The following is a 20401-nucleotide window of genomic DNA, read 5'->3' as shown; positions in this document are numbered from 1 at the left end:
CCAGGACGGGCACCTTGAATCTCACTTCCTCGTCACTCCGCGCACCGGCGTCCCACCTGGAGCGGGCACTGGCCCGCGCCCGCGGGCAGGAGCGGGCCGCACTTGCTGCCTACCTCCCCGCCGGCTACCCCACGCTCGACCAGAGCCTCGACGCCCTGCACCTGCTCGCGACCACCGCCGACGTGATCGAGATCGGCCTGCCCTACAGCGACCCCCTCATGGATGGTCCGCTCATCCAACGAGCCGCCGAGCAAGCCCTCCGGGCCGGATTCCGCACCGAGCACCTCTTCACCACCGTGCGGGAACTCGCTGCGGCCTCCAACGCCGCGCTCGTTGTCATGACCTACTGGCAGCCAGTCCACCACTACGGCCCCGCCCGGTTCGCCCAGCGCCTCGCTGCGGCCGGCGGGGCGGGCGTCGTCATTCCCGACCTGCCCGTCGAAGAGGCCTCCGACTGGCTGAGCGCCGCCCACGAACATCACCTGGACACCGTGTTCGTCGTCGCGCCGAACGCCACCGACCAACGCCTGGCCCGCGTCTGCGCTGCCGCCAGCGGCATGGTCTACGCCCCCGCCACCACCGGTGTCACCGGCAGTCAAGGTCCCCTTCACCCCGGTCTGCCCGCCTTCATCGACCGTCTGCGCACCCTCACGCACCTCCCCGTCGGCGTCGGCATCGGTGTCTCCACCCCGGAGCAAGCAGCGATCGTCGGCACCTACGCCGATGCCGTCATCGTCGGCTCCGCCTTCATCCGCGCGCTCGACTCCGCACCCGGCCCCGCTGGCGCCCTCCAGGCCGCTTTCCTCGCCCAGCGCCTCACCGACGGGCTCTTGCGCTCACGGCCTGCCGCAGCCTGACATCGACGAGGTGACGGACTACTAGCGAACGCTTGCGGGGCATCCCGCCGCATACGGGAAGACCGCACATGACGATCTGGCCCAGAGCTCAGAGGATCGGTGTGCCTACCAGGCAGTAGAGGTTTAAGGTGCGGACCGGACCACCAGACTGCCGACCGCTCATGGACGAGCACACAGGAGCGGACCGCATGCTTTCAATGCGCCCAGCCACGCCAGCTGACCAGACCGGCCTCACCGTGATGATCCAGGCGCGCTCCGACTGGATGAAGGCCAACCAGTGCCCGAACTGGCGCAGCTGGGGACGACACGTCCACGAGTTGGCCAGCAACTGCACACGCCGCCAAAGCGAGATGTGGGTCCTCACCGAACATGACCGGATCCTGGGCTGCACCACGATCCTGCGGACGTCCGCGCCCTGGACCTGGACCGCGGCCGAAGCCGCCGACACTGCCTACTACCTCAACGGCACCGTCACCGACCCTGCCGAACGGCACCGCAAGCTCGGCACGCTCATCGCCGAATGGGCCGTCGACCGCGCTGCACGCGAGGGCGTCAGCCGTGTACGCCGGGACTGCAGCTCCCCAGCACTCGCCGCCTACTACCAGCAGCAGAATTTCCAGCTCATTCGAAAGGTGTCATCCCCAAGAGGCCTCCCCTCGTACGCCTTAGAACGCAAGGCAGAACGCATTCACGAGCTCGGTGCCCGTGTTGTCTCAGGCATTCCGATGCCAGGACCCCCGGAGAGTCCGATGACACCCCCCGCCAGAAATGCGCTATCGAATGCGGTGGAAGCAGCTCGATTCCTATCGCGGTCATTGCGCGGCACGGCTGCGGTGTCCGTTTCGATGGAGGCCGCGATCGGGAGATGAGAACCAGAACGGCCCGTCTCCGCTCCAGAGACGGGCCATCCGTGAGCGCTCAGCGGCAGGACCGCTTCAGTGGCGTGAAGGGGCAGCGCGCCGAGGTGAGGCGGCGTCCTACTCGCCCTTCGGCCGCCCCGCGGCCAGCCCAGGAGCAAGACGCGCACAGCGGGCCGCGTAGGCAGCCAGGTGTTGGGCTTCGAACTCGGCGGCGTCCCAGTCGTCCACCCGTACATCGCCTCCGGGCCAGACGTACGCCCAACCTCGCCCACCGTTGGCCAGCGGCAACTGCCGCAGCTCGTATCGAGCGTCCTCGAACGCGTCAAAGATGCGCCACTCTTCGCTACTCAGGTCGGTCAGTATCAGCCCGGGGGCAAGGTCGGCGGACGTTCCAGCGACGAGGCCTGGGTAGACGCGGCCTTCGAGCGCGGCAGCACGGTAGCCGGGCGCGGACGCCGGGGACTTCTGCGGAACTCGGCCCAGCAGGCTCCGAAGGACGGCATCGAACTGGAGCGTTCCGTAGCAGAACAGCACGTCGGGACGTTGCGAGAGTCGGTCCCGGTTCTGAGTGGCTTCCGGGGCGGAGGTGGTTATGGCTTGCGTCATGTGCTTTCCGGTCTCAGTGGGAGGTCAGGTACATCGCGTCGTAGACGGGTGATTCCGGGGCGTGCTTGATCTGGCCCAGGATCGTGTACCCCCACCGGAGATAGGCATCGTGGGCTGGCTGGTTATCCACGATGCAGGTCAGGGCTGTGACGTTCTCCTCCCGTCCGGAGATGACCGTGCCGTGGATCTGGCGTCCGAGACCGCGATTCTGCTGAGCGGGCAGCACCATCAGTTCCCGCAGCCAGAAGATGCCTCCGGAGGCGGCGAGTTCTTGCAACGGGGCTGGCCGCCGAGTGCCGAGGGACGTCCACCAGGGCTTGTCGTGCGGCAGGGTGGCGCCGTGAACGTATCCGACGATCCGACCGTCCAGCCGGGCCGTCACCGTCTCGAAGCCTTCGGTGTCGAATGCGGCCTCGAGTCGGCTCTGGAAGGAGTCGACGGAGAAAAAGGGGTCACCGACGTAGGGCGGCGTGTCGTACACCGTGGCGTAGACGTCGACCAGCTCGGTGAGCATCGCCTTCGCTGACTGCGCGTCGTGCCGCTGGAACTCCGGGTCCACCGTCTGCACTCTCCTCTGCTGCTCACGCGACGTGAGTTCGGATCTGTTCGAGTAGGTCCCCCACGCCGCGGGCGCGTCGATGGGGAATCAAGCCGTCATGAACGATCGTCAACTGCGCAGTCGTCCGTGTGGACGACATCCCGCTTTCGACGAGCTGGAGTGCCTGCGTCGCGGCGGCCAGGCCGTGGTCGATGTCGCCGTTCTGCACAGCCGCGACCGCGAGCCGGCCAAGGCACATCCCGCGGTTCCTGGAGTGGGCGACGTCCTGAAGCGTCTCAGACCGTGCGAGAAGCTCTTGAGCTCGGGCCACCTGTCCGAGGTCGAGCCGGCACATGCCCTCCAGACATGTCAGCTCGGCCAGGTTGAGGAAGTGCGCCCAGTCCGGGTCCAGCTCGTGGTCTCCGCGCTCCCACTCCTGCCAGGCGCGCCTGATGGCAGCCTCGGCGTTGAAGACGTCCCCGATGCGTGCGTGGCCCTGGGCCTCTCGGATAGCCAGCAGTGCGGTGACGCGGCTCGGCGCGTTCCAGAGCTCGGCATGCCGCTGTCCGAGCTTGGCGAACCGCACGGCTTCCCGTCCCTTGTTCAGGTCGACGGCCTGGCGGGCCATGTTGCTCAGGGTGCGGCTGGCCAGCACGTCGTCGCTGGTGTAGTTGGCCGCGTTGAGTGCCTCGGAGAAGTACTGGCGGGCCTGGGTCTGCAGTCCTGCGTCGTAGCAGAACCATCCGAGCGACGTCGTCAGCTTCCCCGCGAGCGCGTGCAGCCGCTGGCCGAGTGCCTCGTCGTAGATACCCCGGTCGATCATGTGGTGTGTCCAGAGCAGATGAGCCCTGGTCGGTCGCCACAGTCGATTCGCGCCGAACTGCTGGTCAATCGCGTAGTTGTCGTCGGCTGCGCCGGACAGCAGCTCGACCTCCTCCGGCGAGATTCGCCACTCGCCGCTGCGGTTGGTACCGGTAGTCGTCTCGGCCAGCCATGGGGGCGGCGCCTCATCCGTGAGAGGACTGGAGCCGGCGGCGACCAGGAGAGGACCGGGTGAGGCCTGGCTCACCAAAGGCACCGGCGTGAGAACCGCAGGACCCGCCTCCTCATCCGTTGGCGGGCGGAATCCCAGTTCCTCGACGGGGCAGTTCCAGTAGGCGGCCAATACCGCCCGGCTGTCAGGATGCGGCCAGGGAGGAGGGTCGGAGTTCTCCCACTTGGAGTACTGGCGGATCGTGAACGTAGGCGTCTTGCTCAAGCGCCCTTCTGCCCGAAGGCGTCGGGCAAGGGCTGAGAGTTCCCGTACGACGTCCTCTTGCGTGCGGTTTGCACGGGTGCGTAACCGCTTGAGTTCACGCATGGCCACCTCCTCACCGTCTGGATGGCCTCACGGTAGCGACTTCGACAGCCTCGCGTGAGGGTTCATCACCTAAATCCCCAGGTCAGAGGGAAAGGGCAGGTGAAAGGGCGGCCAAAGGGCGTGTAGGAGGCGGCCAGAGTTCCGGGGAAAAGACCTGTTCACCGCTCCAGTCGTTCGCTGCACTAGGTGACGTTGCAGACACCGTGTGTTTCATCGCGATACGTGGGAGAGCTCATGGAGGTCGGCGAGGTCGCCGAGAGCACGGCTCTGTCCGTGTGGTTCTCCACGGCTACCCCGTGCCCGGACACGGCGGCCAGCTGGTGGCAGGAGAACCCTCACCTTCCACGCCGTCTTAAGTGCGGCGTGACCTTCGACGTCGTCATGGCAGATCGGCAGCTGATCGAAGCTGCCTACCGGCTCCTTGATCAGTACGAGCAGCCCCTTGGGCCCGCTGTGAGGTTCACCAGCCTCCGCTCCGCCGCCGTGTTGGTGCCGAGCGGCACAGTTGAGAGCTGGAGCAGTCTGGTGGCGGCCTCCCAGTGGCCGAGTGGGCTCCCCAGGCCGGCCTGCCTCGGCCTAGGCCACGCCATCCTCGTGCCCGCCCCCGCCCCCCGATTGGCGACCGGAGTCGCACAGTGGCTCGTCCCGCCCGACGAGGAGCAGGCGATCGGCGGAGCGCCGCTGCTGACAAGCCCTGCGCCGCTCGCCCGATGCCTCGCGGAGGCTCTCACCCTCCACGCCCCCGCGGAGCAAACGCCACTGCGTCGTGCCGTGGCAGTGGTCAGGTCCGCTCTGCCGTCCTCCAGGAGGTCGTGATGGCGACGACACCAGCACAGACGCCGCGTACAGCTGTATCGGGGCGACTTCCTGGGGAACAGAACGGCTCAGGGGCGCTCGCTAGCGTTCTTCCAGTAGTTCTGAAGCATGTCGGTGGGCCATGGCGGCTGGTGCACCGTTCCGCGGGGCAGCATCTCCTGGAAGACCGGCGCCAGGTCGACGACAGGGGTGCCGGCGTCCGCGTCCAGGTCCGTGACGCGCAGGTCCCGTCCTTCCACTCCCAGCAGGCGCGGGTAGGAGATTCCGATCCGGGCCGGCCGCCTGTGGTTGCGGTGAACGAGGCCGCCGGTGGCCGGCCAGTCCGGATTGCCGCGGGGACTCCGGGGCTCGAGCTCGATGTCGCTGTCCGATCCCAGGCTGAAGTGCCAGACCACTTCCAGGTGGCTGAACTCCTCGATGCCCTGGAGGGCACTTTCGGGGATGCTCGGGACGAGACGGATGATCGACTCGACTCCGCCTTTGTAGTCGTCAAGGCGACCGGTCTGGCCCCCTACGACCGTGGCGATCACGGGCACCTGGATGAACTGGTCGAACACGCTTCCGCTCCCCTCCTGGACCTTCTCCTCGGGCGCCGACGCACGCGCGTTCCGCTCCGGGCTTCCTTACCGTACGGGCTACCGGTCTGCGAGGACGGCACGGGCTCGTACGTCGAGGTCGGCGGCCGGGCCTCCGCCTCGGCGGAGAACGGGGCTCAGCGCGCGGCGCATCTGCACCACGGTCTGTCGGGCTCGCCCGGACTGGACGCCGGTCATCGTGTCGAGTGCCTGATGCCACGTGGCGCAGGCCGCCTCGAGTTGCCCCTGCTGGACCTGTACCTCACCGAGGTACCCGAGGGTGACGGAGTGGGTCCGCTTGAACGGCGTTTGGCGCGTGCGGACGCTCCGCTTGAACTGCTGCTCAGCACCCTTCAGATCGCCCATGTCCCGCAACGCGGCGGCGGTCTCATGTGCGAGGCTCGCCTCGCCGAAGAACCACACCCGAGCGGGCTCGTCGCCGTCCTGGGGGGCGCGCGAGAGATCGGCCTCTGCACGGTTGAGCGCCTCCGCGGCCTGCTTCTTGTAGCCAGCGGCAGCCAGTCCGCGGGCATGGACGACGCCGAGGAGGGCCTTCTCCCTCCAACAGGCCTCGGCGTAGCGCCGGCTGGAGAGAGATCCCTCGGCCAGGCGTACGGCTTCCTTGGGCTGATGCAGGTCCACGGCCTGGTGGGCCATCGCCCGCAGCACGTGCCCGGCGAGCGGCGCGTCGCCGGCCTCCTCGGCCAACTGGGTTGCGAGAGTCAGCCACCGCAGCGCAATCGGGTGTTCCCCAGCGTCGAAACTCGTCCAGCCCGCGAGGTAGGCCAGCTCGGCAGCGGCCGACGTCATATCCCGGCGCAGACCATCGGAGGAGAAGCGTCCCCCAAGGAGTTCGGTGACGTCGGTGCGCAGGTAGGCCACCAGGGCGGCGCGCCCCACCCCCCGGCCGCCGCGTTGCTGGTCCCGCCGGGACAGGAAGGCCGTCATCTCGCGCACGCTGGTGACGTCCTCGGCCGTCACCGTGTGCTTCGACAGGGGCTTGCGGGTGCGGGCTCGGGCAGCAGATTCCTGCCACCAGCCTTCGGTGGGCAGGGCCAGGCCGGCGACCGAGTAGGCCGACTGTGCCAGTACCTGGCGCCGTGCAATGTCCATGTCCGTGCTCCCGAGGGTCGCCAGCGTCGCGAGGGTGTCGACGCTCCACGTCGGCGTCTGTGGGTCGGCGGCATCGTCCGTTGCCAGCCCGATGTCGGTCAGCGTGATGGTGCGGCCGAGGCCACGGGAGAGCGTCTCGGCCAAGATATGCGCTGCACGGCCTTCGGGTGTGGCGCCACCGATCCAGCGGGCGATGCGGGAATGGTCATAGCGCAGGAGCTCGGTCGCGCCGTTCTCTGCGGCGACAGCCCGGAAGCGAGCGGCCAGTTGCCGCTGCGACAGGCCCCATTCCTGGACGACGGCTTCCAGTCGAGTGTTGCGTGTGCGCCCCATACGTGTGCGCCCCTGTCCCCGAAACGATCTTGCACCACGTGCACCACATCGGCGCGCTGGCCGGGATTCCCGTCAGCCCTCGCACGCGGTTGTCTCGTGAAGACGATATTCCTCCAACCCTCCTGCCTTGCAACGGAATCGGCCACGTCATGCCTACGAGCTCGGACGGTGACCGGAATTGGCCCCTATGGGGCTGAGAAGGGGAGCTGATGAACGTGCACGACTCCGCGGTCGACCTCTACCAGCCGGCCAACGCCACCCTGGCCGCCCGCAGTCTGCAGGGGCCTAACGTTGCCGAAGCGGTCATGGCCCAGGCGCCCGGCCGTATCTCGCCGACGTTGCTTGAGTGGCGCCCCTTCGAGAAGGTGGTCGTGGTCTCTGCGGACCCGGCCGCTGTGCCCCAGGCCCGTCGACAGCTGCACCGGTTGATGTGCAATTTCGGACTGGCCTTGGTCGCGGACGACCTCACGCTTGGCGCCCAGGAGCTGATGGCGAACGCGGTGACCCACGGTTGCCGCGGACAGGCGGCAAGGGAGTTCACACTTAAGGCGTCCTGCCTGCGTGGACGTGTTCGGATCGAAGTGCAGGACCCTTCCCCCGACCTACCGCTCCCTCGTTCTGCGAGCGACGACTGCGAGGGAGGCCGGGGCCTGGTGCTCGTCAACGAGGTCGCCACGCGCTGGGGATCCAAGCCGGGGCCCGGCCAAGGCAAGACGGTGTGGATGGAACTGGACGCTGCCGATGAGGAGGCCGCGTCGTGAACCTCCGTCTGTCACGGGTCACCATTCGCCGCAGGTCCGCTGAGGTAGTTGGCAGCTCCCGCTCTTTTGCAGCTCCCGTCAGGGAGACCCTGGCCCTGGTGCTCGACGAGAACGCACCCATCCTCGACAGCGACCAAGACATCGACGACGTAGTCCTCCGTCTGCGCGGTCACCTCATGGAACTCGGTCATGCCACGCCCGAGCCGCCACGTCCGGCCATCGAGAAGGCGTTCAAGGCAGCCCGGCTGCTTGCGGACATCGACGTGCCGACGGGGCACGTTCAGGCTCGCGTTCATCTGCGACAGCTGGCCGAAGCCGTGAACCTGGTCATCACCGAGCTGACCAACGCCGGCGCGGTGTGCGGTCACCAGCCCGAATGTCCCTCCGTTGAGAACCGTGACTTCCAGGCCGCGCAGGTACGTGTTCGCCACTCCGAGATCGGGTGCAGTGAGCTGTGCAACGGTGTCCTCGTCTTCGACGACACCGGATGTCTCCTCCCGTCCGGCAAGGTCGTCGACCCGCGGCGGCCTCTGCCTCTGGTCGCAAGCGGACCGAAGGCGGTGACGTCGTGATCTCCACGTACCTGACTTCTCCCGCTCGGCAGGACCTGGGAGTCCACATCCTTGCCCCCGAGGAGGCGTGCGACTTCGAGTACTGGGCCGCGCGGCTCGTCCACATCGAGCTTCTGCGTGACGCAGTAGCGGTGGCCCTGTACCGGCTCCCCCTCCTCGCGGTCCCGGCCGGCAGGGGACGCCGCGGCGGTCGCATGGACATGGTCTTCGCCGGCTGCGCGGAACTCGCCGCGCGCGAGCTTCACGGACGCCCCGGATTCCAGCGTCGCAGCGATAGGGACGGACGTCGTATGGGGCGAGCCGGTACCCAAGGACCTGACCCCCGATGCCCGACGCCGGTTCTTCGGTCTTCAGCACAGCCCCAGGCCCGGCCGTTGACCGCGTACCAACGGCAGGCGTGCCATGCCTGAACCGCCGTCGGTAAAGCGATCACGGACATGGCGACCGAGCCGTCTTCAGGTCCGCATCGCGGTCTTCGTCCTGGCGATGGTCACCATCAGCTATGCCGGATCCGGGCCGACGCCGTGGTGACCACCCCCGGTGTGATCATCACCGTTCTCATCGTGACGGCCATGGGCCTCCTCATCCACTTCGGAGCGCGAACCGGCCGGCCTTGGCCGCCTCGGCCGGACCACAAGCCCTCGACGCGAACGCACGAGCGCCCTGATCACCACAGTCCGTCCCCGCCGCGCGACCTGTCCTGACTCAACCGAACGACGACACAAGGACCCACCTCCATGCTTCATGCCGTTCCCGCATCACCCACTGAGGTGCCGCAGGCGCCCGCCCGGATTGTGACGGGCCTCTACATGCGGTGCCTGCGTGAAGCGAGAGGCACCACGCTCGAGGACGCGGCCCGCGCCGTAGGGGGGTCGGCCTCCGCCGTCAGCCGGTGGGAGCGTGCTGAGTCCCCCATCCGGAAGGACGCGCTGCAGACGCTGCTGACGCGCTACGGAGTGGTGGGGAAGCACGCCGCCTTCCTGATGCTGCACATGCCGCCGCAGAGCTACAGCCGCGACCAGCGCGACGAAGAGGGCCTCGCCCGGCGGGCTCCGCACGACTTCTGGGCGGATGTGGCCGACCACAAGGCGACGGCCCGCTACATCGCGGTGATGCGGACAGCGAGCGAGGTGACCCAGTTCTGCATGGCGGTCCCGGCCGGCCTGCGCACTCCGGCGTACCAGCAGATCGTGCTGGCCCCCGATGTCTGTGCCACCCCCGATGAGCTCGTGCTCGGACTGCCGTCATGGGTGCACAGGGTCCCGTGGGCCGCGGGCCAGCGGCGCACGGTGCTGCTGGACGAGACCGTGCTGACCAGGGGAGGCAGCCAGTCCGAGGCGGTGGCCGGCCAGCTTCGGCATCTGGCCGACCTCGTGAGCCGGGAGGAATCCGGCGTCCGGGGCCTGGTCGTCCGCATCCTGCCGATGAGCCCGGTCCTTTTCGTCCACACGGTCGGCTCGTACGCGGAGGTGACGCTCCACGGGCACCGCCTGGTGACGAGCATCGGCCTCTTCCCCACCTACGAGACCGGCTCCGGCGCAGCCCGGACCATAAGCGCCGGGCTGAGGGAGGCCGTCGCCGCCGCGTGCAGTCGTGAGGAGACCTACGACCGGCTCGTGCGCGCGGCCGACGCCATGCAGCGGAGGGCCACCTCGTGATCCTCGCCCGCCTGCTCACCCTCCTGCTCGGCGTCGCGCCGCCTGACGTGCCCATGGCCCGGCTTCTCGTCCTCGATGAGGAGGCCTTCATACGGCGTGTCCGTACCCCACGTCACGACGACAGCGACGGCTCCGAGATCCGGCGCTCCGGGCGCAGGGGTGCGGGCAGGACCGCCCCCGCCTGCGCCTGCCTTGCCTCGCCTGGAGGCCGCACGCCATGACCGCGATGCTGCTGAACGCCGAAGCCTCCCGCTGCCCGGTGTCCCGACCTCGGCCGGAGCCCGGGATCGTGATGCGGTCCGACCAGCGGATCCACGCCCCCAGGCTCCGTATGAGCCGGGACGGCCTCACCTACGACGGTGCCGGCCCGGCAGACCGCGACCCCGAAGGCTTTCTGTGGCCACAGGTCATCGGCCCGGAAACCGGCCGTTACCTCTACGCTGACGTCAACCCAGTCAAACAGCGCCTCGCGATGCAGAGTCCGCACCGGCTGCTGTGCCAGGTCGGGATGGGCCCGGCGACCAGAACCGCGACTGGCGTGCTGTGGCTCGTGCCCAAGGCCACCGGCACGGCCCAGGATCCCGTCCACCCGCGATGGCCGGAGATCAGAACGACCGAGCCCCCGGTGTGCGCCTTCCACGCGCCGTACGCCGCTCGCGACTGCAAGCGGATGCGCCGTTTCGGGTACGGGGCCTTCTTCGTCCGTAAGGCGGAGCTCGTCGCCGTCGAGGGCACCGTCTACCGTCCGTCGCCTGCCGGTGGGATCGAGGTCTTCAAGGGAGCGGTGTGCGAGCTGGACCCGTTCGGCGAGGAGGAGCAACCCGAGAGCATCGTTGATCCGCGCTTCATGCTCGCCCGGCATCTGGTGCGGCGCCTTCGTGGCATGACCCCGGTCGATCTTTCCGATCCGGAGCTCTACCTCAACGCTGTCCCCTGCAACCAGGAAGAGGGATGAGCAGCGTGCTTGTGCGCCTTCTTCCCGCAGCGCGGGCCAGTGACTACCAGGAGTTCCGTTCAATCCTGGACAATCCCGCCCTGGCCGATGAGGGAATCGCCGTCCAGACATGGGGCTCCCCTTTGCTTCTCGTTCCGGTCGGCGGTCGGCGCCGGGGCGGCTACTACCCGGCCGCGACCTGGAGCACCACCCTGCAGGTCTGGCTCCGCATCAGGCGCCAGCCGGGCTTTCCCGGGACACGGATCCGCTGGTCCCGCGATCTCGAGGTGTGCCACAACGTCATCTGGGGCGCCGAACCTCCGCAAGAGGGCGACAGGGCGCGCGGCCGGTTCTACGGCTACAGCGAGACGGCGATCAACGCCTTCCTCTCCCGCTTCCCGTACGTACAGGAGATGCCCGATGCCCCCGCATGATTCCGACCACGAGGCCGGTTCCCCGCACCTGAGGCTGTGCCGCCCGCTGCCCGGGGGGCCCGCTGGCCCGTACGGCAATGACGACTGGACCCAGCGCCCCGCCATCGCCCGGGTCACCGACTACCTCATGGGCGGGACCGACAACTACGAGGTCGACCGGGAGTTCACCCAGCGGCTCCTGGCCGTCGCCCCGCCACTGCGGGCCATGGTGCAGATCAGCGGCGAGTTCCGGCCCCGTGCCGTAACCGTCCTCGCGCGCGACCTGCGGATCGGGCAGTTCATCGAGCTGGGATGCGGTCTGCCCTCGTACGGCCTGCCGTCCACGCCGCAGTCCCGGGAGAGCCGATTCCCCTGGCCGGCCCACACCTACGACGTCGCGCGTGCATTCCACGACAAGCCCCGGGTCGTCTACGTGGACAACGATCCCCGCGTAGCGGGTCACGCCAACGTCAGCCTGGCCGAAGAGCCCGGCACCCGGCACCTGCACGCCGACGCCCGGGACGTGACCAACGTGCTCACGTCGGACGCCTGCCAGGTTCTCGACTTCGACCGGCCTGTCGCCGCCCTCGCGCACGACCTGCTGCCGTGGATGGACGACGCCGACGCTGCCGAGATGATGCAGGCGCTGCGCGAGCAACTGCCAGCTGGCAGCGCCATCTCGGTGACCCACGCGACCACCGACGTGGCTCCCGGGATGATGGCGGCGCTCGTCGGCCACTACGCGGACGCGGGCATCCTCTACCGGCCGAGGACGCTGCAGCAGATCCAGTCGCTGCTCGGAGCGTGGACCATTCTCCCGCCCGGCATCCTGCCGACCGGCCTGTGGCGCCGGGACCAGAAACTTCCGCCCGGCATCGGCCCCTCGACGGAGAAGAGCCACCGCTTGCCCCCGGGTGACTACTCCCACGCCTACGCCGCCATCACCACTACCCCGTAACCCAAGGAACTGTCATGTGTATCGACGAGCCGCGCTGCCCCGGCGCCGAGGCCGCTGACCGCGAGGCCGCGCGCCTGCGGGCGCACCACCCCGAACAGGGCTGGAGCCTGCTGTGCAACGGCGTCCTGCTCTTCGAGGACACCGGTGAGCTCCTCCCTGACGGGCAGGTCGTCGCCCCGCACCGCGCCATGCCCGCCAAGGCGGTGGCCGCGTGAGCCTCGTCCCCTCCCCCCGCAAGCCCGCCGAGACCCCCCTGACGAGACGCCGTGCGGGCCGGATCGAGGACCATGCTTACCTCGGCAACATGCGCACCGGCGCGCTGGTCGACCGGGACGGCAGCATCTCGTGGATGGGCCTGCCGCGCTTCGACTCCAAGGCGCACTTCACCAGCATCCTGGGGACCGAGGAGCACGGGCTGTGGCGCATTGGCCCCATCGGCCCGGACGGCGCTGCGCCCGTGGCGGACCGGCGGCGCTACCTCGATGACACCCTCATCCTCGAGTCCGTCTGGATCACCGAGGCTGGCACCGTCAAGGTGCTCGACTTCATGCCCACCACCGGCGACGCGGCGCAGCTGGTCCGTATCGTCCAAGGCGTCAGCGGCTGCGTCGCCGTGCGCTCTGTTCTGCGGGCGCGGACGGGCTACGGACGCACGACGCCGCAACTCGTCTTCGGGGGGCGCCGGGTGAGCGCCAGCCTGGACGAAGGCAGGTTGTGGCTCGACGCGGACGTCCACCTCGGCGCGCGCGGCGATGACCTGCTCTCCGAGTTCGCCGTGTCCGAGGGCGAGCAGGTGGCGTTCACTCTGTCGTGGCAGCCGGACCAGACCACCCCGCCGCCGCTGCCCGCGCCCGCCGCCCTGCTGCGGCAGACCAAGGACTTCTGGACCACCTGGGCCTCGCGCTGCACCCACACCGGCGCCCGCCGCGACGAGGTCATCCGTTCGCTGATCGTGCTCAAGGCGCTCACCTACGAGCCGACCGGCGCCATGGTGGCCGCCCCCAGCGTCTCGCTGCCCGAGGAGATCGGCGGCACCCGGAACTGGTCCTACGTGTACTGCTGGCTGCGCGACTCCGCATTCGCCGCCGAAGTCCTTGCCGAGTTCGGCTACCGGCAGGAGGTGCAGGACTGGATCGGCTGGCTCACCACCGTCATCGGTGACGACTTCGACAACCTGCAGATCATGTACGGGGTCGGTGGCGAGAGGGACCTGACCGAGGAGGAGCTCGGCTGGCTGCCCGGACACGCCGGTTCCCGTCCTGTCCGGATCGGCAACGGTGCGGCGGGGCAGCTCCAACTCGACGTGTTCGGCGAGGTCGTCTGCGCCCTGTACAAGGCGCAGCAGCACTATCCGGACCTGGCGCCGGCGGTGGCACCGCTCATCACCGGGCTCGTCCGGTGCGTGGAGACGCTGTGGCGGGAGCCGGACGAGGGGATCTGGGAGGTCCGCGGACCGCGCCGTCACTTCGTCCACTCCAAGGTCATGGCCTGGGCAGCCCTCGACCGGGCCGTCCGGTTCACCGAGGCCGGCCACATGGACGGGCCGCTGGAGCACTGGCGCGCGCTGCGCGACGAGATCCACCAGGATGTCTGCGAGAAGGGCTACGACCCGCAGCGCAACACCTTCACCCAGTACTACGGCTCCACCGAGCTGGACGCCGCCGTCCTGCACGCCCTGCTCTCCGGTTTCCTGCCCGCCGACGACAAGCGGGCCATCGGCACCATCGAAGCGGTCCAGCGGGATCTGTCCATCAAGGGCGGCTACCTGCTGCGCTACCGCACCAGCGACGACGGGCCGGGCGTCGACGGCCTGACCGGACACGAGGGCACCTTCCTGATCGGGCTGGGCTGGCAGACCGTCTGCCTCCGGCGCATCGGGCGAACCGACGAGGCTGAAAGTCTCACCGCCGCGCTGCTCCATGCCCGCAACGACGTCGGACTCCTCTCCGAGGAGTGGGACCCGCATGCCGAGCAGCAGCTCGGGAACTTCCCGCAGGCCTTCTCGCACACCGCAGCGCTCCTGGCTCTGGCGGCCGCACCCACCGCAGTAGAGCAGGCCTCGGCGGAGGTGGCCGTCCAGTGAAGGCCCTGAACCCCCCGACGTACGCGCCGTACGACGCCGTCCCCGCCCGTCGGCTGTCGGCGGAAGTCCTCGTGCCGTGCCGGGCAGCGGCCGGGTCGGCCGTCCCCGTCCGACCGCCGGTGAAGATGGTGCGGTGGCTGCGGCACGCCCTCCACACGGGCGTCTACCTCGCCACACTCCGTCTGCCCGTCGGCATCGCCGCGTGGGTGTACGAGCGCCGGCCTCGGGCTCGGCGGCGCCTTGCCTCGGACCGTGAGCCGCTCCTGTCCCTCTTATGGGTCGGAGCCGTCATCGGCGGCCTGGTGCTGGTCGTCGTGATCACCGCCGGCGAAGCCGCCGCCACACCCGCTGGAACGATCGCACCGGCCTCGTACCCCCTCGCTACCGAAGAGCAGTCGCCTCACGCGGCGACCAATGCCACGGCGGCACCTGGCGGCACCAACCACACTCCCGATGACGGAAGGCCACAGACCCAGACTTCCGGCGAGCGGGCAATCCCAGGAAACGACGTCCTTCTCGGTGCAGTCTGCGCGATCGCTGTATCCGGCCCGTACGCCGCGCTCCCCCAGCAGACTCAGGAGATCAGCATGACCAGGACGGCCGTACCGCCCTTGACGGCCGAGGTCTGGAATCACCTCTATGCCTCCGGGCGGGTGGCACCCCGGCTCATCGGCGACGGTGAACGCCGGGCCGCCCACAGCAGGTTGTCCCTGGTCCGCGGTATGAGTGCGGTCGATCTTGGCTGCGGCACCGGGAAGTGGACACGGCAGCTCGCGGCCTGGGGCCTGGACGCGATCGGCTTGGACTTCTCCCAGGTCGCCCTGGAGCAGGCCTGCGCTGCAGTGAGCCGCGCACGCTACGAGCTGTGGGACATCGACAACAACGCGACGTCCGGCCTGCTACTTCCGGGCAGCGTCGACATCGTTTCCTGTCGGCTCTCCTTCTCGTTCTTCGACCGATCCCGGCTGCTGCCGAACGTGCAGCGGTGGCTGGCCCCGCGAGGCCGGCTCTACATCCTCACGGACGTCGCCGATCAGCACGACGGGGAGCTCCCTCCGTACGAGTGCGCAATGACCGAGGAGGAGATCTCGTCCCTCGGCAATGACGGCTGGCATGTGCGGGACATGTTCCGGCTCAACCGGCGGGCGGGGATCGTCCTCCAACCGTCCGGACCGTCTGGGCCGTGAAGCCCCTTCCCGCCGCGGGGCGCGCGCCAGACCCCGAGCAGCCCTGCTGATCGTTCCGCGGAGCGGAAGCGTCACCTTCCCACGCGGGGCCCCCGCACTTGATCGACACCCATGAAGAAAGGCAGGTCCCCATGACCGCGTCACCCACGCAGCCCGCTCGCGGTACGGGTCGTGTTCCGGCGGACTCGGCCGACGGCGTCTGGACGTGGGCCAACGAGGGCGACCCGGAGTGGTCGTGGCTTCCTCGGTCCCGGACCGTCCCGGTCCCGTGCGGGAGGTACTTCGACGCCGTCCGCATGCCGGCCGACATCGCCATGCCCGTCCTCCGGCGCCTCGGCAGCGGTTCGGGGCCGGTCCTGGCCAACGACGTCACCCGCGTTTGGTGGGTCCTCCTGCCGCTCGGGGAAGCCGAGCCGGGCCGCTGGGCGCCCGGGGTCCGGGTCCTGCGCCGGGGCACCGTCATCGGCATACCGCCGCGCGAGGTCACGGGAGGCAAGGACGTCCACTGGGTCGTCACCCCGGGGGCCGACACCACCTCCGCGACCCGGCTGCGCGAGGCCCTGATCGCTGCCGAGACCGCCCCCTCCCTTCCCGTGCTGCGCCCGGTGAATCGCCCCATCTCACCGGCGAGGCGTCTGGCCCCGGCGCCGGACACAGCAGCGCTCCCTTTGAACCCCCGGCCGCTCACACCGACGCAGCTGCGCACCGGCCGGCTCCTGCTCGCCGGGAATACCAATCAGGAGATCGCCGCCGAACTGAAGGTGTCCGTGACGACCGTGCGCGAGCACCTGAAGGGGATCGGCTACCGGGCCGGCGGAACCACCCCGGCTGGCCGAGCTGCCGCCCTCCTGGCCGGCGGACATCTCCCACGGCCGCAGACCGCCATGGCCGCGCCCGACTTCACCTCCGACGACCTGGCCCTCATCCGAGCCGTCGCAGAGCTCTCCCACCCGGCCAGCGTGCCGATGCACCTGCGCGACTCCCAGGAGGACCACCTCGCGCAGCTTCGGCAGGTGGCCGGAGCCAGAAGCAACGCACACCTCGTCGCCCTGGCCTGGACACAGCTCACCGCTGCCCAGAGCCGCCCGATCGCGATGTCGGGCACGGAGGCATCATGACCCACCTCAACAACTCCGTGGCCGTCAAGGAGTCCGGAATGCCGCAGCCGCAACCACGTACCCTGCTGCAGCATCTCCTGGAGACCACCCCCGGGTTGAACTGCACTACGTGGGCCCGGTTTCAGGTTCTGTGGGGACGCATGGCGAGCGAGGCAGCACAGGGCTTAGGACTCCCGAAGCTCGCCCAAGTCCGCGTATCGCGTTCCAGCTACCAGCGATGGCTCTCCGGCGCCCACGTCACCAAGGGCGACACGGCGGTGATCCTGGAGTGGTACTTCGGCAAGAGCGCTGCCGAGCTGGCCCGGCCCGTACCCCACCGGGAGATCGTGCGTCCCAGCCCGCTTGACCCGAGCACCCTCACCGCCGCCACGCGGGCCCTGGACTACACCTGGAACACCTCCCGATACGTGCCGGGCGAGCCGAACACCGGCGTCATCGGGACCTGGGAGCTCTCCGGCGGCCGGCACTTCGACGGGACGGCCATCGGCTTGCAGCTGTACGAGGCCGCGCCCGACGGCGATCAGGTCGAGCTCAAGGAAGCCGACCTGCCGCACCTGCAGTCCTACGTCCGATCGTCGCGCCGTGGGGTGGTCCTCGCCTCCCTCGGCGCCGCGGGCGGGACAGGCCTGTATCTGCTGGACGCCGCGCACGCCCGCCGTCAGCTCACCACCGGCCAGGTTCCTCGCATCCCTGCCGCCTACCAGCTGGACGATCTCACCTTCTCGCTCGCGCGGGCGCTGTACGTCCTGGACGACGGCATGCTCGCCGACGACCTGCCGTTGACCGACCGGGCAGAGGAGCTCGGCTACTACGTCAAGACCGGTGACTCGGCACCGCCGAGATCGGACATGCCGGAACTCTCACCGGTTGGCGCCGCGTGGCTCGGCTCCAGCCTGTGCGCGCAATACATCACCCGGCGTCTCGACGAACTGCCTGCCGTCCCCGTGTTCTGGACCCGGGAAGCCACCGGCGACGAGTGCGCTCCCTGGCTCCTGTTCCGGCACAAACACGAGTACCTCCAGGCCGTGGCCAGCCGCTTCGCCGGCGCAGCCAGCCCTCTGGGGCGTGCCTTCTGCGTCCCGCAGCAGGCCGTTGACAGCACCGAGCCGTCTGAGCGGATCCTGCTGCTCCTCACCGTCGCGATGATGGAGATGCACCGGATCACGGTGTGGATCACCAGCGACCCGGCCTACGCCCAGACCGAGGGGTTCGTCCTGGCCCAGGACCGGGCCATCCTGGCCAACTGGGTACGCGAGGACTCCGTGTGGCGTGTCGCCACCACGAGCGCCGTCCAGGACGTCGCCCCCTACCGGGAAGCGATTGCGCACGCCCAGGCACACAGCATCGTCGACGGGCCCACCCCTGCCGCCCGGCTGCAGGCGCTGGCCGAGTACCTCGAGCTGGACTGGACATGGCTGGTTGTCCGGTGTCGCGCGCTCGGTGAGAGCGGGATCACTGGCATGCTGCGGCCCCGCAGTCGTCATCTCACGCTCATGGCCCTCGACCAGACTCTGCGCTTCCTCGGCGCGCTGTAGGCAGCCGCGGTGGAGGTCGATAGGCTCAACCCGCTCCGCTCCCAAGGTGATCTGAGGAATCAACGTTGACGAAGGACCGCACCCGTCCCACCGTTGTCGTGGTCGGCCTCGGTGGCACCATCGCCATGATGCCCTCCGACCGTGATGGAGCGGCTCGCCCCACCCTGAGCGCGGAGGACCTGCTCGCCGCGGTACCCCAGATGGACGGTTCGGACGTCGACATCCAGACGCTGTCCTTCGCGGGCAAGCCCGGCGCCTCGCTGACGCTGGATGACATCGACCGCCTCGCGAACCGGCTCCGGGCGATGGCCGGCGAAGGCGCCGTCGACGGCATCGTCGTGACCCAGGGAACCGACACCCTGGAGGAGACCGCCTACCTGCTGAGCCTGCTGTACGCGGAGCAGGCCCCACTCGTCGTCACCGGAGCCATGCGCGCCCCGCACCAGGCCGGCGCCGACGGGCCCGCCAACCTGCTCGCCGCCGTCACCGTCGCGGCCAGCCCCCACGCCCGCGGCCTGGGCGTTCTCGTGGTCTTCAACGACCAGGTCTTCGACCCCGCGCGTGTCCGCAAGGCACACAGCACCAGCACCAGCGCGTTCACCGCCCCCGACACCGGGGCCCTCGGCGTCGTCGCGGAAGGCGCCCTCCGCCTGCTCGCCGTCCCCGCACACAAGCCCCGCCCCCTCGCCCCGCCCCTCGACAGACCAGCTCGCGTCGCCCTGTACCCCGCCACCCTCGGCGACGACGGCGCTCTACTGGAGGTGCTGCTGCACCAGGTCGACGGCATGGTCATCGCCGGCTTCGGAGTCGGCCACGTCCCCGAGGCCTGGGTTCCCATCCTCGCGAAGGCGGCCCAGCGGATCCCGGTCGTCCTCGCCTCCCGCACCGGAGCCGGCACCACCCTCACGCGCGCGTACGGGTTCGACGGATCGGAGAAGGACCTGCTCTCCCGCGGTCTCATCGGCGCAGGACACCTCGACCCGTACAAAGCCCGCCACCTCCTGACAGTGCTGCTGCGCAGCGGCGCCGACAACGACACGATCCGCGCGACGTTCGCTCCCGCCGGAACGACCGCGGAGGGACGAGGCTGATGCGAGCCACCGAACTGACCCTGGGGCGCTCCTTCGCGCTGGCCTTCGACGACGGCGACGACTTCGTCAAGGAGCTCACCGGCTTCTGCGCGGAGCAGGGGATCCGGCAGGCGATCATCCCGATGTTCCTCGGCGGATTCCGGCGGGTGCACCTGGTGGGGGCCGCTGGCCCGCTGCAGGACCCGGAAGCGCCCGTGTGGGACAAGACGGTCCTGGAGACGGTGGAGGCCGTCGGCGCCGGGACCCTCGCCTGGAGCCCGGATACCAACTCCCTGGCCCCGCACCTCCACGTCGCGGTCGGACGCAAAGACCTCGAGGCCGCCGGCAGCGTGTCCCATCTGCTGTGGGCGGAGGTCCAGTTCATCCAGGAGATGGCGTTGCAGGAGGTCATCGCGCCGTCGATGCTGCGGCCCGAGTGCGGGCCGCACAGCGTCCCGACGCTCACCTTCGAACCGTCGCCGGGGACCGTCCCGCCGTCGTAGGCGTCGCGCCCCGCGGCGACCGGCTCGCATGCAGAGTCCGGTATACGGCGTGGAACGGCGTGGTGCCTGCCACCTGGGCGGGGCCGGTGTTGAGGAGCCCCCAGGCGTGGCCGAGGCCGATCAGGTGCGTGTCGTTGGCGGCCCCGGCCTTGTCGACGAGGTCGGCGATCATCGGGCGGACATCGGCTGGGGCGATCTCGACCGCCCGGGCGATGTCGTGGGTCTCCGGGTGCTCGGCAAGCGCGCGCAGCAGCCGCAGGTCCCGCTCGGTGAAGTCGGGGATGCGCTCGGGGGCCGGCGGCGGAGGTACCTGTCCGCTGGCCAGTACGGCGTGGGCGCGGGCGGGCCGGCCGCTCCGGCTGGTGATGCCGTACTTCTTGCCGATGGCGACGATGTGGCCGGTGAACGTCGTGGTGCTGATGCCCAGGGCCTGGGCACCCTTGGCGTTTGATGCTCCGGCGACCAGTTGTCCGGCGGCCCGTTTCTCGGCGGGGGTGAGTTGGGTGAGTTCTTGTGCGGTGCGGATCTTCGCAGGCATGGGAGGTGCTTTC

At 69.5% G+C, this 20401-nt stretch carries 22 protein-coding genes; 16 read left to right on the top strand and 6 right to left on the bottom strand.

All coding sequences use genetic code 11. The features are described from left to right. The first annotated feature begins 14 nt into the window (after positions 1 to 14). Positions 15 to 857, top strand: coding sequence for a tryptophan synthase subunit alpha (gene trpA, locus IG90_RS0105900; RefSeq protein WP_051707564.1), 843 nt, complete (start codon positions 15 to 17; stop codon positions 855 to 857). Positions 858 to 1045: 188 nt separating this feature from the next. After that, positions 1046 to 1726, top strand: a complete 681-nt coding sequence (locus IG90_RS41575) for a GNAT family N-acetyltransferase (RefSeq protein WP_078585207.1) — start codon at positions 1046 to 1048, stop codon at positions 1724 to 1726. 108 nt (positions 1727 to 1834) lie between these two features. Here IG90_RS41575 and IG90_RS39200 read toward each other — a convergent pair whose 3' ends face one another. From IG90_RS39200 to IG90_RS0105865, 5 genes are all read right to left on the bottom strand, one after another. Then, positions 1835 to 2323, bottom strand: coding sequence for a gamma-glutamylcyclotransferase family protein (locus tag IG90_RS39200; RefSeq protein WP_078585206.1), 489 nt, complete (start codon positions 2321 to 2323; stop codon positions 1835 to 1837). A 13-nt stretch (positions 2324 to 2336) separates the two neighbouring features. Then, on the bottom strand, positions 2337 to 2882 hold the full coding sequence (locus tag IG90_RS0105885) for a GNAT family N-acetyltransferase (protein WP_030578556.1): 546 nt from the start codon (positions 2880 to 2882) through the stop codon (positions 2337 to 2339). 22 nt (positions 2883 to 2904) lie between these two features. Next, positions 2905 to 4221, bottom strand: coding sequence for an NsdA family TPR-like regulatory protein (locus IG90_RS0105880; protein ID WP_157846294.1), 1317 nt, complete (start codon positions 4219 to 4221; stop codon positions 2905 to 2907). Positions 4222 to 5105: 884 nt separating this feature from the next. Further along, positions 5106 to 5594, bottom strand: a complete 489-nt coding sequence (locus IG90_RS0105870; RefSeq protein WP_030379314.1) for a TrmO family methyltransferase domain-containing protein — start codon at positions 5592 to 5594, stop codon at positions 5106 to 5108. A 78-nt stretch (positions 5595 to 5672) separates the two neighbouring features. Beyond that, positions 5673 to 7058 (bottom strand): NsdA family TPR-like regulatory protein, encoded by a 1386-nt coding sequence (locus tag IG90_RS0105865; protein ID WP_030578552.1) that lies wholly within the window; start codon positions 7056 to 7058, stop codon positions 5673 to 5675. A 209-nt stretch (positions 7059 to 7267) separates the two neighbouring features. On the opposite strand from IG90_RS0105865, the gene IG90_RS40620 reads away from it, so the two are divergent. From IG90_RS40620 to IG90_RS0105795, 14 genes are all read left to right on the top strand, one after another. After that, positions 7268 to 7819: an ATP-binding protein gene (locus IG90_RS40620; RefSeq protein WP_051707563.1), complete on the top strand. Its 552-nt coding sequence runs from the start codon at positions 7268 to 7270 to the stop codon at positions 7817 to 7819. Further along, the gene (locus IG90_RS46850) at positions 7816 to 8391 is read left to right on the top strand and encodes a DUF5999 family protein (RefSeq protein WP_267881978.1); all 576 of its coding nucleotides are present in this window, start codon (positions 7816 to 7818) and stop codon (positions 8389 to 8391) included. Before IG90_RS40620 ends, IG90_RS46850 begins: the two co-directional genes overlap by 4 nt. After that, positions 8307 to 8801 carry a DUF6302 family protein gene (locus IG90_RS45585; protein WP_233435918.1) on the top strand — a complete coding sequence of 165 codons (495 nt, stop codon included), beginning with the start codon at positions 8307 to 8309 and terminating at the stop codon, positions 8799 to 8801. The genes IG90_RS46850 and IG90_RS45585 overlap by 85 nt, the downstream gene beginning before the upstream one ends. A gap of 327 nt (positions 8802 to 9128) precedes the next feature. Continuing rightward, positions 9129 to 10049, top strand: coding sequence for a Scr1 family TA system antitoxin-like transcriptional regulator (locus IG90_RS0105850; RefSeq protein ID WP_030578549.1), 921 nt, complete (start codon positions 9129 to 9131; stop codon positions 10047 to 10049). A 331-nt stretch (positions 10050 to 10380) separates the two neighbouring features. After that, on the top strand, positions 10381 to 11004 hold the full coding sequence (locus IG90_RS0105840; RefSeq protein WP_209443548.1) for a hypothetical protein: 624 nt from the start codon (positions 10381 to 10383) through the stop codon (positions 11002 to 11004). After that, positions 11001 to 11417 (top strand): DUF6302 family protein, encoded by a 417-nt coding sequence (locus IG90_RS44220; protein WP_030379306.1) that lies wholly within the window; start codon positions 11001 to 11003, stop codon positions 11415 to 11417. The genes IG90_RS0105840 and IG90_RS44220 overlap by 4 nt, the downstream gene beginning before the upstream one ends. Then, entirely contained in the window at positions 11404 to 12354 is a 951-nt protein-coding gene (locus IG90_RS0105830) for an SAM-dependent methyltransferase (RefSeq protein ID WP_051860012.1), read from the top strand. The genes IG90_RS44220 and IG90_RS0105830 overlap by 14 nt, the downstream gene beginning before the upstream one ends. Before the next feature lie 14 nt (positions 12355 to 12368). Further along, positions 12369 to 12569: a DUF5999 family protein gene (locus IG90_RS0105825; protein ID WP_030379304.1), complete on the top strand. Its 201-nt coding sequence runs from the start codon at positions 12369 to 12371 to the stop codon at positions 12567 to 12569. Next, positions 12566 to 14437: a glycoside hydrolase family 15 protein gene (locus tag IG90_RS0105820; RefSeq protein ID WP_063738089.1), complete on the top strand. Its 1872-nt coding sequence runs from the start codon at positions 12566 to 12568 to the stop codon at positions 14435 to 14437. Before IG90_RS0105825 ends, IG90_RS0105820 begins: the two co-directional genes overlap by 4 nt. After that, positions 14434 to 15624, top strand: a complete 1191-nt coding sequence (locus IG90_RS0105815; RefSeq protein ID WP_030578543.1) for a class I SAM-dependent methyltransferase — start codon at positions 14434 to 14436, stop codon at positions 15622 to 15624. The genes IG90_RS0105820 and IG90_RS0105815 overlap by 4 nt, the downstream gene beginning before the upstream one ends. 131 nt (positions 15625 to 15755) lie before the next feature. Beyond that, on the top strand, positions 15756 to 16742 hold the full coding sequence (locus IG90_RS40615) for a helix-turn-helix transcriptional regulator (RefSeq protein WP_051860011.1): 987 nt from the start codon (positions 15756 to 15758) through the stop codon (positions 16740 to 16742). Then, positions 16739 to 18277: a hypothetical protein gene (locus IG90_RS0105805; protein ID WP_078585205.1), complete on the top strand. Its 1539-nt coding sequence runs from the start codon at positions 16739 to 16741 to the stop codon at positions 18275 to 18277. Before IG90_RS40615 ends, IG90_RS0105805 begins: the two co-directional genes overlap by 4 nt. Before the next feature lie 65 nt (positions 18278 to 18342). Further along, a complete protein-coding gene (locus IG90_RS0105800; RefSeq protein WP_030578540.1) occupies positions 18343 to 19368 on the top strand; it encodes an asparaginase in 1026 nt (341 codons plus the stop codon). Further along, positions 19368 to 19850, top strand: coding sequence for a PPC domain-containing DNA-binding protein (locus IG90_RS0105795; protein ID WP_030578535.1), 483 nt, complete (start codon positions 19368 to 19370; stop codon positions 19848 to 19850). Before IG90_RS0105800 ends, IG90_RS0105795 begins: the two co-directional genes overlap by 1 nt. Here IG90_RS0105795 and IG90_RS40610 read toward each other — a convergent pair. Next, a complete protein-coding gene (locus IG90_RS40610) occupies positions 19810 to 20388 on the bottom strand; it encodes a helix-turn-helix domain-containing protein (RefSeq protein ID WP_051707559.1) in 579 nt (192 codons plus the stop codon). The genes IG90_RS0105795 and IG90_RS40610 overlap by 41 nt on opposite strands. Positions 20389 to 20401: the final 13 nt, after the last annotated feature.

Origin of the sequence: Streptomyces anulatus, assembly GCF_000721175.1 — a bacterium.
In the GTDB taxonomy this organism is placed as follows: domain Bacteria; phylum Actinomycetota; class Actinomycetes; order Streptomycetales; family Streptomycetaceae; genus Streptomyces; species Streptomyces anulatus_C.
This window is presented reverse-complemented; position numbering and strand designations above follow the sequence as displayed.